The sequence below is a fragment of the Virgibacillus dokdonensis genome (genome assembly GCF_900166595.1).
Taxonomy (GTDB): domain Bacteria; phylum Bacillota; class Bacilli; order Bacillales; family Amphibacillaceae; genus Virgibacillus; species Virgibacillus dokdonensis.
Window position 1 is genome coordinate 121,700 of record NZ_LT745762.1, and the last position, 16,724, is coordinate 138,423.

14 protein-coding genes are annotated in these 16,724 nt (G+C 32.0%); all 14 read right to left on the reverse strand.

What is annotated here, in order from left to right; all coding sequences use genetic code 11:
• Positions 1-246: 246 nt before the first annotated feature.
• Positions 247-687 (reverse strand): cell wall hydrolase, encoded by a 441-nt coding sequence (locus B2C77_RS00965; RefSeq protein ID WP_077701917.1) that lies wholly within the window; start codon positions 685-687, stop codon positions 247-249.
• Between the two features lie 324 nt (positions 688-1,011).
• Positions 1,012-1,305: a hypothetical protein gene (locus B2C77_RS00970; RefSeq protein WP_077701918.1), complete on the reverse strand. Its 294-nt coding sequence runs from the start codon at positions 1,303-1,305 to the stop codon at positions 1,012-1,014.
• 114 nt (positions 1,306-1,419) lie between these two features.
• Positions 1,420-1,821, reverse strand: a complete 402-nt coding sequence (locus B2C77_RS00975; RefSeq protein WP_073013478.1) for a cytidine deaminase — start codon at positions 1,819-1,821, stop codon at positions 1,420-1,422.
• Positions 1,822-2,095: 274 nt separating this feature from the next.
• Positions 2,096-3,091: a virulence RhuM family protein gene (locus tag B2C77_RS00980; protein WP_141130638.1), complete on the reverse strand. Its 996-nt coding sequence runs from the start codon at positions 3,089-3,091 to the stop codon at positions 2,096-2,098.
• Positions 3,092-4,055: 964 nt separating this feature from the next.
• Positions 4,056-4,646: a hypothetical protein gene (locus tag B2C77_RS00985; protein WP_077701920.1), complete on the reverse strand. Its 591-nt coding sequence runs from the start codon at positions 4,644-4,646 to the stop codon at positions 4,056-4,058.
• Positions 4,647-4,988: 342 nt separating this feature from the next.
• A complete protein-coding gene (locus B2C77_RS00990; protein WP_077701921.1) occupies positions 4,989-5,225 on the reverse strand; it encodes a hypothetical protein in 237 nt (78 codons plus the stop codon).
• A 384-nt stretch (positions 5,226-5,609) separates the two neighbouring features.
• Positions 5,610-6,479, reverse strand: coding sequence for a Swt1 family HEPN domain-containing protein (locus B2C77_RS00995; protein WP_077701922.1), 870 nt, complete (start codon positions 6,477-6,479; stop codon positions 5,610-5,612).
• 348 nt (positions 6,480-6,827) lie between these two features.
• On the reverse strand, positions 6,828-7,991 hold the full coding sequence (locus B2C77_RS01000) for an AlbA family DNA-binding domain-containing protein (protein WP_176087250.1): 1,164 nt from the start codon (positions 7,989-7,991) through the stop codon (positions 6,828-6,830).
• Positions 7,992-8,071: 80 nt separating this feature from the next.
• A complete protein-coding gene (locus B2C77_RS01005) occupies positions 8,072-8,896 on the reverse strand; it encodes an abortive infection family protein (protein WP_254843911.1) in 825 nt (274 codons plus the stop codon).
• Between the two features lie 124 nt (positions 8,897-9,020).
• On the reverse strand, positions 9,021-10,148 hold the full coding sequence (locus B2C77_RS01010) for an AlbA family DNA-binding domain-containing protein (protein ID WP_176087251.1): 1,128 nt from the start codon (positions 10,146-10,148) through the stop codon (positions 9,021-9,023).
• A gap of 190 nt (positions 10,149-10,338) precedes the next feature.
• A complete protein-coding gene (locus tag B2C77_RS01015) occupies positions 10,339-11,055 on the reverse strand; it encodes a hypothetical protein (protein ID WP_077701926.1) in 717 nt (238 codons plus the stop codon).
• Positions 11,056-11,105: 50 nt separating this feature from the next.
• Positions 11,106-11,891 (reverse strand): hypothetical protein, encoded by a 786-nt coding sequence (locus tag B2C77_RS01020; protein ID WP_254843912.1) that lies wholly within the window; start codon positions 11,889-11,891, stop codon positions 11,106-11,108.
• An 869-nt stretch (positions 11,892-12,760) separates the two neighbouring features.
• Positions 12,761-15,475 carry an ATP-dependent DNA helicase gene (locus tag B2C77_RS01025; RefSeq protein WP_077701928.1) on the reverse strand — a complete coding sequence of 905 codons (2,715 nt, stop codon included), beginning with the start codon at positions 15,473-15,475 and terminating at the stop codon, positions 12,761-12,763.
• Between the two features lie 53 nt (positions 15,476-15,528).
• The gene (locus B2C77_RS01030) at positions 15,529-16,704 is read right to left on the reverse strand and encodes a protein kinase family protein (protein WP_077701929.1); all 1,176 of its coding nucleotides are present in this window, start codon (positions 16,702-16,704) and stop codon (positions 15,529-15,531) included.
• Positions 16,705-16,724 lie beyond the last annotated feature (20 nt).

A 16,724-nucleotide genomic window follows, 5' to 3' on the forward strand; every position in this document is an offset into this window, starting at 1 on the left:
TTTGCTTAGGTAATGTCTTATTGGCAAAAAATCTTGTGCAAATGATTACTGAATTTTCAAACCAATTTTATGCAACGCTAGTGATAGTTTTTATAACATGATTTTCTCTTATCAAACCTTACAAAAATAGGCCCCGCTCCTCAAAAGGAACAGGGCCATTTCTATGTTTACTAAAAAGAACTCCTTGTATGAGCTCTCGCACAATGCTCATCTTTTCCAAATGTGAACGGCATCCTTTGCCAACACCTAGCCGATATACACACTATCGCATGTATTTGCCTGTGGTTCGTAATAACAATGTAACTTGTATTGACCAGCAAATGGTTGACCGTACCATGTAGACGGGCATGGAGCATATGGATTAAAATACCATAGCGCATACTTGGAAGGATGCTCTCTCCAATGCTCCAATACTCTTCTAGCTAATTTCTTTTCTACACCTCTCGCTCTGTTGTAGAAAACATTACCTTTTTGCACAGCTTCAAAAGAGTAATTGCCTCCCTGTATTTGAAAAATTACGTCGTATATGGATCTTAAATCTTTAAAGTCTAAACAATTAGCAACTAAACGATTTACAATGACGTTACCGACCATCAGCATCCCTAGCTGGCCTTCACCTTCCGCCTCTGCCCGCATCATCCTTGCCACTAAAGCCACATCACTATCTGTATACGCTACCCTTCCCATTTTTATCACCTCTAAAAATTATATGAGGGAATTTGGTAAAAATGATTGCTAATATCATTTTTTACATGGGCTTTGCTTGGTCTACTACATCAAAGTGATTGTATTTATTAGCTCCTTATTGGCATAGTCTTCATTCGGACAATATCAATTTTTCGCGATAGGTTCAGGTTTTCAGACATCTTTGTAAAGCATACGTGTGCATTTCAATATCCGCTACAACCGTCAGCTTCTTGGTATCATACTGGGATATTACCCCACATAAATGGTAGATCGCTTTTTTGTTGTTTATAGAAGCACTTCATCCAACTAACTTAATCATGCAGCTTATTGCTCTTTAATAAAATAAAACCCTAGTCCATTTTCTTGTGATACATACCTTGATAAAGCTAATGAATTCTCTACACTACGTTGTTCTTTTGCTGTGATAACTGTCTCAAGGTCTTTCCCTTCCATACTTTTATTTTCACGTAAATCTTGTCCCTCTACGGTTACAACTCTGGTTTTATCTTCACCACTCACGTCCGTTTGTTCTTTTGCTAATACATTTGTAAATACAATTGATAATACAAGGGCTCCTATTAATCCAAAAACTAAGCCTAATTTTCGTCCTCTAATCAAAAGGATAAAAAAGAAAGAAGGACAATCTCAGAAGATTTTAGACGCACCTTTCCGTAAACCTAGAAGTGAAATTATCAAATACATCGCACAAAACAAACCTGTTTTTCAAGACATTTATTTTTCATAGGCTTTATACCAATGATACGGTTGAATTTCTCCCAACGTTTTATATTCAATTCTTCCATGTGAATTTGTTACTGCCGCTTTTACATCTCTACCCCAATAAAAAAGACGTTCTTGACATACGCCACAAGGAGTTAATATTGTAAATTCAGCATTTTCATCTTCCCTTACCACACAAATTGTATGGGTAACCTTTGTATTACGTTTATGTGCTTCGAGGATAGCTCCCGTTTCTATACATAATTCCGTTGAAGCGTTAATAACATCTGGGGAAACACTGGTTAGTATATTCCCATCCTCCGTTAACATCGCAGCAGCACCTCCCCATCCAGAAGGATATCTATCCTTTATTAACGCAATTGCTGATTGATACAGTTTTTGCTCTATGTTCATATTTACCTCCTTCTATCCATTGAAACATCACTAATATAAGTATTAAAATTACTTAACAAACATGTGTCCATGAAATTATTCTAGCATCACTTTATAATACGAAATATTCTGTGTATTAAAATAAATAACGTCTTTAAACAGTGATACTACATCTAATATTATTACTGCTTGTGGTATTTCCAAAAGTTAATACTTGTTTTACATCAACTTATGATAAGATTCCATTTCGTCACTAAGCAACTCTCCCAGATACATGTAGAACAAAACTGAGGTCTTATCTCTTTAAGTCCTCATTCTCAATAAACTGCTCAAAGTCATCGTGAGTATTTTTATTTAAACGATGCTGGTTAAATGTTTCATACTCTTGAATGGCTAACTTATCAGCTACAGCCTTTGAGATCCTTCCTGCATTTTCAAGAATTTCACGCTCATTAAATTGAAGAAAGGCATTAAGTTTATCAATCCAATCGTTCATATGCATTGGCTGTTGTCTTTCCGCTTGATCTTCGGCATAATCTAAGTACATTGCGACAATACGATTGAGTGATTTAAGTTCCTTTTCCGTTAAGTAATTTTTAGCAACTGTAACATCTGTTTTTCTTACCTTATTCCCTTTCCATGCAGTAAGACCCATATTCTCCTTCTCGGCCTTCGCTCTATCTACTATAAGTTCAGCCGCTGTTTGACCATGAATTGCAAAATGTAGTTTATTTTGAACAGTTGCGAAAAATTCTTGTGTGACTTCTGCTTTTGGATCGTAGTCAATAGACGTCGCATAAATGTCTGTAATTTTTTGATAGAACCTTTTCTCGGAAGCACGGATATCACGAATTCGTTCTAGTAACTCATCGAAATAATCTTGTCCAAAATTACGCATTTCTTTCAAACGGTCATCATCCATTGTAAACCCTTTAACAAGATATTCATTTAACCGCTCTGTTGCCCATTGGCGGAATTGTGTACCTCGGTGAGAACGAACTCGATATCCAATTGCAATAATCATTTCAAGGTTATAGTGTTTTGCTTTTCTTTTCACCTCCCTTGGCCCTTCATTTTGAACTTGTAAGTAATACTTACAAGTTACTTCTTGCTGTAACTCCCCTTCTTCGTAAATATTTTTTACGTGAAGTGTAATATTTTGAGGTGATGTTTGAAACAATTCCGCTATTCCCTTTTGGGTCATCCAAACTGTCTCATTCTCCAATCTAACATCTATTTTTGTGTTACCATCCTCTGTTTGATAGATTAGGATACTAGTTTCCTTTTGCAATGTCATCACTCCTTTTTAAAAGAATCCCCGTTTATTATTTTTTTCTAAACATCTAGTTTGTGTACTATTATACCATTTTAAGTTGGATAACCAAACGAAAAACGAACGCACGTTTTCTTTGTTGTGACTGAATCCAAATGTACAACGCGTTAGTGAGAAATCCATCACTTACACGGATGCTTTCAAGAACAGGTTTATGGATAAGTATCTAAACTCCCACGACATATTTTTATGGAAAGTGGATTTGATGAAGAAGTAATTGAAATAAAACGATCCGGTGGAAGAAAACTTATGAAACGAAAGGGTTAATAGGGCTTACTGATACAAGGAAAACAAAAGCTGGCAGAACCCTGAAACGGGAGCTTAATCCTTCTGAAGTGATCGTGAGGCAAAATGCACGAGGATGAAGTAGATTATAAATCAGCCAAAACATGAAAGGAATTAAAATGAAAAATCAATCATTACATGACTTACTGTAACAATTACCGTTATCAATAGAATCTAAAAAAGATGACCCTATTCCATATAGGAATCATCTTTTATTTGCATAACTCTTTTTTTATAAGTGCCCTTGACACAGATGCCAGTTTAATAGTTACCCACTTAATCTTTCTCAGTAATATTTATTAATTGTTTAAAGAGCTTTACACTCTAATAATTTATGCTCTAGTTCATATTTTATAATTGGCGGGTATGATAGCCTAGGTGGTTGAGCCAGATTTCTTGAACATCTGGCTTCCCGGCTCAGGATCTTGCCCGCAGAAACTCTGAGTCAAGTGACAAAATGCATCTACTAACTTTAAATAGAGAACATACATTTTGTACACTATAACTAAGTTTATGTTCCTTTGAAAATTTGTACAGTTTAGCGTTAACATACCAGATTGCTTGGAATCCTCCAAATACCTTCCCAATTATCAAACTTCAGTTATTCCAATGGTTTACCTCTAATTTATTATTTACTTTATTCTAGCTCTGTATATTTCAAGTATTCTTCTACTAGCTCACGTTCTGCTCCTACAATAAAAATATCTTTCATTATAATGTTTTCAAATCTATTTTTGGTGACATTATTGGCAAGTTTATTAGTTTCTTCCGACTCTAACTGCGCGTAAATTGATGTTAAGCGATCTTTAAATAACTTCAAAAAAGCTAGTTCTGATTGATTGATCTCCTGATCCTCAAAAAACGGCGGAATTTCATGTCCCTCATAGCTTATTCCACGATTCATAACAACTGCAGCGTAACCAATGTAATTTGTTCCTCCTCCCATACCATCGAAATAATAAGGAACTCTTCTCACCATGTAATCCAGATAGTTTAGCCTTTCTACAAGGTAAGAAATCTCACGATAATCAGTCTCTTCGTCTGCGATGATTGATTTTAACGATAATATGGATTCTTGGAGTTCGTTGAAAAAATCTTCAATATAATATACGGTATAATAACTATTTTTTTCTTGGTTCTCGCTATATAGATGATAATTTAAAAAAAGACTAATAAGGAGTAAGCATATTAACGATATATTTAATGCATTTAAATTATTTTTTATCATATTAAAGACTCCCGAGTATGAGGTTTCAATATATCACGCCTAGGTCTAAATAGACCTAGTGTATTTCGCAATTGAAAATTGAGCTATTTCGCAACACAATTTGAGCCACTTGAAATTAACAGATTTCACAAACTTGAGTTAACGATTTTAGTCTAGTGTTGGCTTGACATGGAGCCTCTACGGGCATGACTTCTTTGCGAAAGCAAAGGGATTTCGCAACCCGATCAGGGTATCATGCCCGCCTCTCCATATAAAGCCGATAAAGTTTTGTGTAAGATTAAAATTCACAAAGTAACAATAGCTCAAATTTAAGTTGCTATATACAACCTAGGCGTATAAATACTAATATAAGTTTGATCCTAAATCAGTTTTATAGGCCCCGGTTACTCTTATACTACCATCACCTGAATGAATGTCTCCTTTTAGATTTACGTAAGCTTCTTCATTTCTGATATCGTAATCTTTTAAATTCCCTGAAACTACACGGTATACTTTCCCATGATGGACCTTTTTTTGAGCTTCAAAATCTTTTCCTACAAATTCTTCAGCAGTACCTAAGCCTACGTTTTTAGGAGACATCTTACTTAGCGTATCCCAGACGTTATATACGTTATCCCCATATGGAATTAAACCTGCAACATACTTTATTAAAGGTGAATTACTTCTTTTTGTAAGTCTTTGTCCTTATATAAGTAGATGAAGTAAGCTAGGTGCTCTTAGGGGATTATTGATCTACAGAGTTATTTGGTAGAAAGGACTACGACTTAAAAAATGTATTTCGATAGATTAAGAGATTGAATTTTTTAAAATATTCCGCATCTATTTATGGTAAGGTTCACCATGGTGATTTAAGAGGCAAAAAATGACGAGAGAAAGATGCTCTCGTCATTTTTTATGATGTAAACATTTTACCTCTTCCAAATTGGCATTATAAGGAGGAGACCCAGCTAAGGCCTCTTCTGCTTAATCCTCTAATCCTCTTGTAATTTGCTTTAAGATTACATTATAGTAAGTTTTTATAACACTTCTTTCTGTCTCTTCAACAAGACTGTTATGAGCAATTAAATTTCTACACTCAGCCATTTCATCGATTTTAGGAATTATAAAATCTCTACTTGGAAAGTATTCTTTGAAAATTTCCCAATTGTTATCTATCAATGAACCGAGGTCCTTAAAATCTAAATAAAAGAGCTTAGAATCTCCTCTGATACTTAACCATTTGTTTGCGTTTGCCTTTTCAAGCCTATTAGTTATCGTGTTCCGAAGGGGTTTAGGAACTTTAATTTCATCAAAGTAGTGTTCCCCATGTTCTTTTTTGCAGACTTCTTCAATAAACAGCCTTAAAGAGTTTTCTACTGCATATAGATATGTATAAACTTCCGCCATATAATATCCTTTCTCTTTGATATCATTTGGAAGAATTATGGATAATATTTTACCAGAGATTCTATCTGATTGCTTTTCTAAATCTGTAATAAGGTCATCTTCCATTTCAAAATCTTTTGTTAAATCAATCTCAATTATTACTCTTTTAACATCATATCCGACCTCTGCTGGAATCAGGGTATCTGAAATAGACCTAAGTAGTTCTTTATTTTCTTTAGTATCTAGTCCATCAATATTTACAGGGTTAACATATAAATAGATTGAAGTCGCCATAGCATCTGACCTACCCCAGCCGCCATCATAATAGGAATATCCGCCAGTTTCTATTGATAGACTAGCCCCTCTTAATAACTGAGCTACTTCAATTTCTTTTTTTCTTTTAAGTGTGAAAATAATTCCATCTAATAATTTTTCGTTACTGAATGGCAATCCATATGTAAAAGACATAGATATCCCCCTTTAGATAAATTAATAATCGTTCCACGTTAAATAATCTTTTTATCTTGAATTATATAAACATACTACACATAACCTATTAACATTAATTAAAAAAGTAATTAATATATGACTAAATTCTACAAAATAGTAGTATTGCAAAAGGGAAGTAATTGAATTGATAGAATTTCGAAAAGGCAATAGGGAGCTTCTATTAGATAAGCTTATTTACCCACATCATCCAAACATATCACAAAAACTTTCGAATCTCTGATGAGGTTTACAAGCAGTTCTCAAAGGCCTGCAATGAACAACTCCCACACTTGGAAATCCCAGATATGGGCGGCCTTTAGCTTATTATTAACTTTTAATAACTTTAATAGATAAATTTCCATTAATTACTTCTGGATAATTATCAGCATAAATTTCATATTGAATTGATATATTAGAGTCTATGAATTTTGGAAAAATTACTAATCTTATTTCCTCTTGAAATAACTCTGTTGGTAATTTTTGCTTTATTGTATTGATTTTCTCAGTAATGATGTATAATGATTCTTTTTTCTCAACAATAGGATACCTTGATTGTTGGTAATTATTAATCAATCTAGAATAGTTTTCTGGTTCATCATAAATATCGTTAGCGATATAAAATCCATCTTTTATAGGAATCCTTAATTTGATAGTACAATTTTTTAATGGCTCATTACCCTTATTATGAATGAATAAATTTAAACGATGACCCACTTCTTCAAATAAATAATAATTATTATGATCTCGATATTCTCTGTCTACATTAACCAACATTTGTTGTAATTCATCATCATCTCTAGATGATAGTGGTTTTTCCCGATCTAACCACATCATACTGCTACTCATCAATTGACTAATGTTTCTGTTATAGTATGGCATTTTTCTATGGTGTATTTCATTTTGTATTTCTTTTCTTCTTACTTTGGAGGGAATATTCTTAATTTCCGTCTCACTTAATGCTAGTAATTCAAGTGTAGCATCTATCTTTTCATTAAAACCAACTATAATATCCTTTCGATTTATTTTTTGCCTATTTTGATACATTAAGTCTAATTCTTGTCGTTTTGCGAACCGAGTTGAAGTACCAGTTCTAATGTATATCATGCCTTGCTTTATTTTTCGATAATCTTTCTTAAACATATAAGGTGCATTGTCACAAGGACCTATTTTAAATATAGCTAAGTTTTTATCATTTATCTCTACATACTCAATACTGATTGGTATATTAGGTTCAATATTTTGATCAATAAGCTGTTGATAATTAGCTACATCACCAACATCATCACGTTTTACATCAAAGTATTCTTTGAATCCACTTTGTTCCTTTACTCCTATGATTATATAGCGGTAAGTATCGTTCGATAATGCATTTGCAAGAGCAACGATATCTTTTAAAAACTCATGATTCTTATCTTTATTGTATATTTCTCTCTTGAAATCCAGAGTAACTGATTCATCTTCATTTTCAATACGATATTCAATCGGAATCAAGAACATTATCTCCTCTCAAATATTCCAAAATAAATTTATTTAGGTTGCGGCTTTCATCGTTTTTTATAGTACTCACTTTATTAATTCTCCTGATGTGTTTGCATAAGAAATAAAGCCATTGAACCAGCTAGATTAACAGCTAGCTCTGCATGCCGAGTAGAAGGTCTATAGTACTGTACCTTCCCTTTCCCGTGTGCATCGCCATGTATATTTCTTAGATTACCTAAGCCATTAACAATTGATGAGCATCCACCTAATATTTTTTTGAAAATTTTAACGTCATGTTGTTCGGGAGACAGTTTTAAATCTTCAGCTACCAGTCTATATATTTCATGTAAACTAGCATTACTACTATAATCTATATTTCTTTCATCTAATATATGTTTCAGAACACTTTCCACAAGTGTTCTTGATATAGTTATAGCACCTTCTGGATCATTTTCTTTTCTCTCTAGAGCCTTGTTCCAATAATTAAAAATATGTTCCGAATTAAATATCCGCAAGTTCTCATCAATCGATTCTATTAATGGTACATCTTCCTGATCCTCCAAATAATTTAACAGTTTATTAAAGTCATTCCATATTAATTGCCTTCTTTCAGCATATGTCGGTAACTCATGCTTTATAAATTGCCAAAATTGTTGAAGGTCTCTATATTCTCTTACATAGCTTGGTAATAACTCTTTTATTTTAGTATCTTTTAGGAAGTACCTTCTAAGTTCTACATAATGGTCATTATCAGTTGGCCCATCATTAGTACTCATGTTAATTAATAATCTTTGTAAGTATTCTGCTTTCTCAAAATCACTACCAAAATTATTTAAATTAGGATTGGCGTTTCCCCCTATTAGACCAAATATATCCTTCATTGAATCACCCTTTTTAAATAGTTCATTATTTACCATCGCTATTACAACGTATTAACCAGAATTTTGGGGTCGACCCATTTCCTAATAGTTCTTACTATAGAGCTGATTTAAATTTTAGCTTTTAAAATAAAACTAGCCATTAATTAATACTCTTTTTATATTAAATAGTCCTTTTTGGAATTTCATTTAATCCGGCAGCGTTACACAATAGAAGGATTGTAGATTCCAACTGACTCTCTAAGTTCTCAAAATCATTTATAACAACTTCAGGTAACAGTAAGTCTTCTTTCCTAATCATTCGCCCTCCAAATCCATTGTTATAATAATTAATTTTTATTCCCTTGATGTTTAGTAGCGATATCATTATTACAAAAGGTCCGTTAATTTGTAACTTCTGCATATTTTCTCTAACTCTTTCCAGCACGCCATTTAAATACTTTGATAATAAAACTATGCTTAAACTATTGTCATACGGTATAATTGTAGTATCTATAATTTCCGTTATCCCTTTTCGACTAAGGTGGTGATATCCACCCACTGTTTCTTGGTCTTTATTGTATGTACGGTCATAGCCAGTTACACCATCGATGTCAGTAATTGTTGTAATGCCATTCGATACTAATGCCCATAAACTCAAGTCATCTGGTTTTCCTAAATTATAAAAAGGACTTCCAAAAACTAAGGAATTCATTGGTACAATATGGACACTTATAATCCCTTGATTCTCTACTTTTAAATGACCTTCATTCGCTTTTATTTTAAATATTCGATCCAATCGGTAATCTCTTATTTTATCGCCTAGCTCTGCCAGACCTAAGAATTTTGCTCTTATCTCGTCGATATCTAAGGGATATTTTCCTACAGAGTTTCGCCCGTAAAAACGTCTACCATCAACCACATGAGGACCGTTATATGATTGTGGAACCCGAATTTGAATAATATAATTATTATCGAGTACTGGAATTACTTGTATTTGAAGACCTATTATTCTAGGTGTCACGAGATCTCTAATAGTATTTTCAATTTTTTGCAATAAGTAATCTATATTTTGAACTTCAATACCTACAATACTCTTTATCACACCTTTATCTTCTTTTATACCGAATAAAAGATCACCACCAACTGTATTTGCAAAGGATGTAATGTCTGCAGCTAATTCTTTTCGTGCTGACTTATCATTAATATTGATCTGTTCTTTATAATCAATAGATTTACCCTCTTTCACAGAATTTTGTTGTAATTCTTTGATATCATCAAGGGTAATATCTGTAAATGATTTATTAATCAATGTAAAACTCCCCCTATAATAAACTATTCTTCTTAATAATTTTAACCATAGCTTTGCCTTTTAAAGTACGTCTCATATCATAGATATCTATATTATATCTGAAGACAACTGAAGCCGTTTTACCGAAGAGTGGAGACAGTTCATCTGCATCGCTTAGAGAAGGTATTGCTATAAATCCGTTGCAAGTAATTCACTCCCAAAACCAAATTTCCCTCTTATCTTCTTGATATGGGGAAATAAGATCCCAAAGTGCGATTATTCTATTCCTTTTAGATTTATCTTTCTCATATTGCGCCTGTAAATAATGGAAAACAGTTCTAATTTGCTTAGATGAAACTTCATCTTTATAGTCACTCAAAAACAATAAATGCTCCGGTATAGTATCTTTTTTAAATAGTATATTCATTATATCAACATACTTTTTGTCAGGTGTTGCAAATTCCGTAAATGCCTCCTCAATACCTATTACCCTACAAGCCTTCAATAAATTTCTATATAGTCTTGAACCCACATTATTGGATAGATATTTTTCCCTTTCTATATAATCAGTAATAATTTCGATAGATCGTTTCTCAATTAAAAAAGGGGCGGAAAGCAGGTATTGTTTTCGCTTCGGAAAACTATCGAAGCCAAATGCGAATTTTATATATGCAGCTTCAATTTCTATTATTGAATTAAAAAAACTTAAAGCTACAAACCCTTTTCTTTGGTATTCTTCAATGAGTTCCATGTGGTCTATATAATTTTGGCGATGAGTACCGTCCTTTGCTTCAGATGCTAATTCTTTTATAATATCTATAACTTTCCTTTCCATATATACAGAATTATTAAGCTCGCTATAACGTTCCTCTGGGCTTTTCAAGTTACAAAAGCGAATAACTTGACTCTTTAATTCATAATTGTTCATACTTTATATCCCCTCATCAATACAATGTACTACCTCTTTTGACTAGAAAGTTATAAAAATGCCCCTAGTCTCCATTGATTCCACTGATTTTTCTTTTCTGCTCTTCCGGGCGCAACACAATAGTCCGAAATAACTGTATTCATTCCATCATTAGGTATAGGAAGAGTTTCCTTATTCTGATTTATGTACTTTGCAATCCATCTTCTAGCCTCTTGTATGCCACTTAGATTATTATTGATAATAGTTTTTTTGCCATCACACACGTATTCTACTATATAGGGTTTTACCTTTTGACTTCCAGTGATGACAAAGTGAGGTTCCTTATCTTTATTTATGTGGCTAATAATTTGTTTTGGCATTCCTGAAGATTTCCTTTTTGACTTAAAATTATTAGTCACTAATAGAAATTGCTCCACTAAAAACCTTTCAGTACTATCTGCATTTTTATTAACTTCCTTTAAGGAATTAATAATATCTATCCACCTCAACCGGATTACTTTTTTACAATTCTTCAATAACCTTTTATGAGCAGATATCTGAGCCTCATCCAAAACTCCTCTTATTTTGAATTCGAATAGCAAATTAAAGTTTCCCCCACATATCCAAGCATCAGGGATAGAACCTGAATTATCCTCATATTCATTGTGATTATTTATCGCTTTCTGGTATGGAGATATGCCGATAATATATTCATATTCTTTATGTTCTTGGGGACAATACCTAGTTCTAGTAATTATGTGTAATCCACTATAATCAAACATCTCTACTTCATGGGGTATTAAATTCTCTAGGAAACTTTTTGTTAGACTATAATTATTTAACTCCAGAATTCTCATAAGAATATTTGTATAATGATCTTCTTCTTGACCTTGGTACTGAAAGATATTAATTTTACTCCCCCTCCTCTCCCTTCATCTTTAGCAAAAACACTTTTACTAATCAAAAATGCCAGTCATCCCCAAAAAGTTTCTTCACCAAACTTTTACTAAAAATGACTGACATTCGCTGTTATAATCTATATTCTTTTGTTAGTTCCACTAGTCAATCTATTACTGTATCTGGTGCTTCTATGTTCCAAAGATAATAACTCTTTATCTTTGCCGATATGTATAACTATTTTAAATCCCGATTCTATACTAATAATATCACTTTGAAACTTTTCTTACAAAAAAGCATATCCTATTTAGCTAGTAATATAGTGTATAAATCAAAGTTTAATTTGGCATTGAACTCACCTTTTGTGGGTATAGGTGTTTTGATACTAGAGATTTTAAATCTAAATGCTTCTGAACACGAAATGTAGAATTATTTTTATATTAAGTTTATAATATATTTAATCGTTAATAAGTTGTCTTATGAATTGCGACAACCCAGCATTTCACAATGCTGGATTGTTGCTTTTCCTACACAATAATCCACAATATACCGAGGAAGAGGAAATTGTGAGACTTTTTGTTAAGGCTGCAAAAAAGAGTACAAGAGAAACTGGTGCGATATTCATTGGTATTAGAAAAGCAGATTAATTAAGAATGCACAACAGGACCCTAGATTTGTCAATATTTCTAGGGTCTTATTGTGCCAATTACAATTATTTCATATATAGGAAAAACTATACTATTCTTATTAAAGTACTTATGAACAATACGTATAATTTTAAAGAGAACAGGACTTTTAAGGGAAGTTAATAAGTGTTAAAGTCACAACTTTATACAACTGGCTCACTAATCTTTGATGATAATAGAGAAACATCTCTTTTGCTATTTTTTCTTTCCAGATTACTCAAAACTTTATTCTCCGTTTCTGGTGTCCAGTATATTTTTAATTCTTCCTTAGCACGAGTTATTGCTGTATAGAATATGTTGTGAGTAATCATTTCTTCAATTTCATCTGTTATAACAATTTTAACAGATTTGTATTCCAGCCCCTGTGCTTTGTGAATAGAAACAGCATAGGCAACCTGAAATGGAACCACAGCATCAGATGATAAATCGTCATCTTCATCAGTGCTTCTATACTTATTAACAAAAAAGCGTATAATCGAATTTCCATTATCAGAACTACCTATCAGCTGAAAATCATATCCCGCTGCATCCAACTGATTTATTACTTTATCTAGTTCAATATCGAATTGTATTTTATTATTAAATATTTCTATACCTACTATTTTCCCTTTTAAGTTGTTATAAATTAAAGGAGCAAATCTTTCTGACTCATTAAACAAAATAGGATCATTGACCTTATAGGTCTGGATACCCCAGTAATAAGCATAGTTTTCATTGCTACTTTGCAAAAATCGATTAATATTGTTTATTCCATAAAGACCATCATAATTTAAACATAGTATTATTTCATCTTCTCCAGAATGTTCAAATATCGATTCATTTAGGCTGATAGAATAATTGTTTTTGGTAATGTGTTCCAATAAATCCTCATCCATGTTCCTAACCTTATTCCACAAAGTAAGCAACTTAGAATTACTAGTTCGATAAGGCTTTGTTAACTCAAATACTGATGTCTCAGGAACAAAGGAACGAGCAATCTCAAACCAATTTCCGAAGACTATTGAGTCGATTTGATAAACATCTCCAACTAAAACTAATAATTTGAAGGATGCCTTTCTTATGACTTTAAGCATATCTAAATTACTAACTGTACTACACTCGTCAATAATCAATAAATCAAAATCTGTTTCACAATTCCTTTGTGCTATGAATTTTGCAATAGTTTTAAAAGTACAATTAGCAGCATTAACTCTCCTTTTTAAGTTATCTACTGCTGGATTAGTGTTTGCCAAATAGAGCTTCTTTTTATCATTAAAAAAATTAGAGATATGATTTATCATAGTAGATTTTCCTGTTCCAGCAGAACCGTATATAAAAGCTACTTTGGAGTTCTCAAACATTTTATTTATATAAGATTTCTTCTCATCACAATCAATATCATAGGCGGAAGATTGCAACCAAAATTGAACAGAGTTTGAGTAATTATCTATACCAGATGAAGCTAACCCTTTAAGCTTTTGAATTATACTTTGAGTGTCCTTTTCATAACCATTTATATAAATATAATTTTTGTAATTCTCTAATTTCCTATGTTGATGCTTATAATACAATTTACTGTTATAGGTCTCCATAAAACCTTCGATATTATCAAAACCTATAATATCGTTCTTAGGGGTATATAATAGACCATTTATTTCTGTATTATTTTTGATAAATCTTGCAAAAATTTCATGGCCTCGATTATTTGTATCAATGCAGTCGAGTAAATCCGACAGTTTAGGATTATGATTTTTTAATGATGTATTAAACGGCATTTTATCAAACGGTATACACCTATAATCTAGATTTAGATTTGATAATATTTCGCAATCTCCAGATTCATATTGCTGCTTTATAACTTTGTTATTTAGTCTGTAAAGTAAATATCTAATTACATTACTTCCTAAACTATTATTTTTTGCCAATTCACGGCATTTATCTAGGGTTTCAAAAAAAAGTGCGGCTTTAGATTTTTGAGTTATACGGCTTTTGGTACTCATATATTCAGTTTCTGGGGAGTCAATGACTTCAACTAAATTCAGTCCAGTTTCAGTTAGATATCTCATTAACTCGCGATACTCAGTATGTCCACCTTGTATTTTGGGATTAATTCCAAATATTTTCGCAAAATTATTAAGTTCACAAGGGCGAATTGAAACTTCCCACCCCTCAATAATTAGAATCGGCATTTTTTTTCCTAAAATATTTACAGTATCATCCTTTATTGAAAGTTTAACAGCATAGTTATGTGAAAGATCTAGTTTTGTAAATGCAATAATTCTATCAAACTTACTTGCTTTATCACTTGCAACAGTTAGTGTAACTTCATAATAAACATTATAATCTACGAAAAATGGCTTTATTCTTTGGATATAGTAGCGTTCTTTATAAATGCTATTGGTTTTCTGCAAGGGTGATCGATTTATTTTCTCCGATATTTTTCCATAATACTCTTTAAGATTTGAATCTACATTAATTGGATACTTATCTATGTTAGTTAAAACATCAAGATTGAATTCACTTTTTAGATAGTTTTTTATTTTAAGTAGATACTCATAGTACTTCAACATTAGTCTTTCTGAGTTTTCCTCATTAAGAGTATAATGAGAGGCTGTAATCTGTAAAAGCTTATGAAATTTATTCAAAAACTTTAAATTACCTTTAGATTTAACAAATTTATTTGCCTTCCCTATATTTTCATAGCTGTTCTCAAGATCTTGTCCATTGGCGTATGCTTTTAATGAAATATGTTCAACGAAATTTCTTAGCTGCGATAGAATATTTTGTGATAGTAACCCTCTTTCATACGAGTCAAATCTAGAAATATTTCTGCATATAACTTTATCGATATTTAAGATTTCATAATCAATACTATTCAAAAAAATCCCCCTAATTTATTATCATATATTGTGATAAACTAAAATAGCGATTACTAGAACGGCAAATCATCATCATCAAATGTATAATTTATCTTAACTGTATTTAATCTCGATTTGATATTGTTGATTACAACCTTCCGTTGATAAGGCGTAAACCTACTTAACATTTCAATGAAATCGGTTATAACCTCTACATTAATAGTCGGCCTTATAGAATAATTAAAACTATTATTAACGAAAGACCGTATTAGAGGTGCGTTGTCTTGTATAATATATTCCAAGGCATTTGCTTCAACGATTTTCAAGAGTTCTCTCATTATTTTATCTTCATCATCTACGGGATTAAAATCTGAAGTGAAGTGATTTATAATATTCATCAGATTATCTGCGAATGCATTATAAGTTTGTTTGTCCTCATCTAAAAACATTTCAGTAATTAATTGACTTCCATAAACTTCTCTTAATATGGAACTAAAGTCGTTATATCTCTCTGTCCTAGAAACCTTCATCATGTTCATTATAATAGTCTTATACTTAAAGCTTTCAATCTCATCACCTAATAATTGTTCGAAAAGGCTTCCAATATAAAAAATTTCTGTTTGATGATCGTACTTTGAACCTGTTTGTATTTCTTCAGGGTGAATACTATATGGCCAGTTTAAAACTATACTATTCCCCTCAGTTTCATTAGCCTCTAACTTCTTACCAAAGCCGAAGTCAATCACTTTCACATTATTATTTTCATCTATTAATATATTTGACGATTTTATATCTCGATGTAATACTTTTATCTTTTCCAAATAAGCGAAGGCTTCTACCACTTCCAGAAATATCTTTTCCCAAGGTTTATGAGAACCAACTGGAACATATTCATTAATTGGAATTCCATCAATATATTCCATTTCAATATATCCAGTTTTATGTTCAGGGTATAAATAATAATTATAAATCCTCACAATGTTGGGATGTGAAACTTTAAAAAGTATTTTTATTTCATTAATAAATCTTTCAAATCCATCATCTGTATCATTTTCAAGAACTGGATTATACTTCTTTATAGCAAATAGAGTATCCGTTAATTTCTCTTTAAATAATTCTGTCTGTCCTGTACCCCCTTTTCCTAAGTTTCTTACATATTCCAATGACTTACTTTTATCAAATTCAATCACTTTTCCTTCCTTTAGCAACATAAACTCCACCCTTTCTAATATAAAAATGCCAGCCATCATAAAAGTTCTTTTGCTTAACT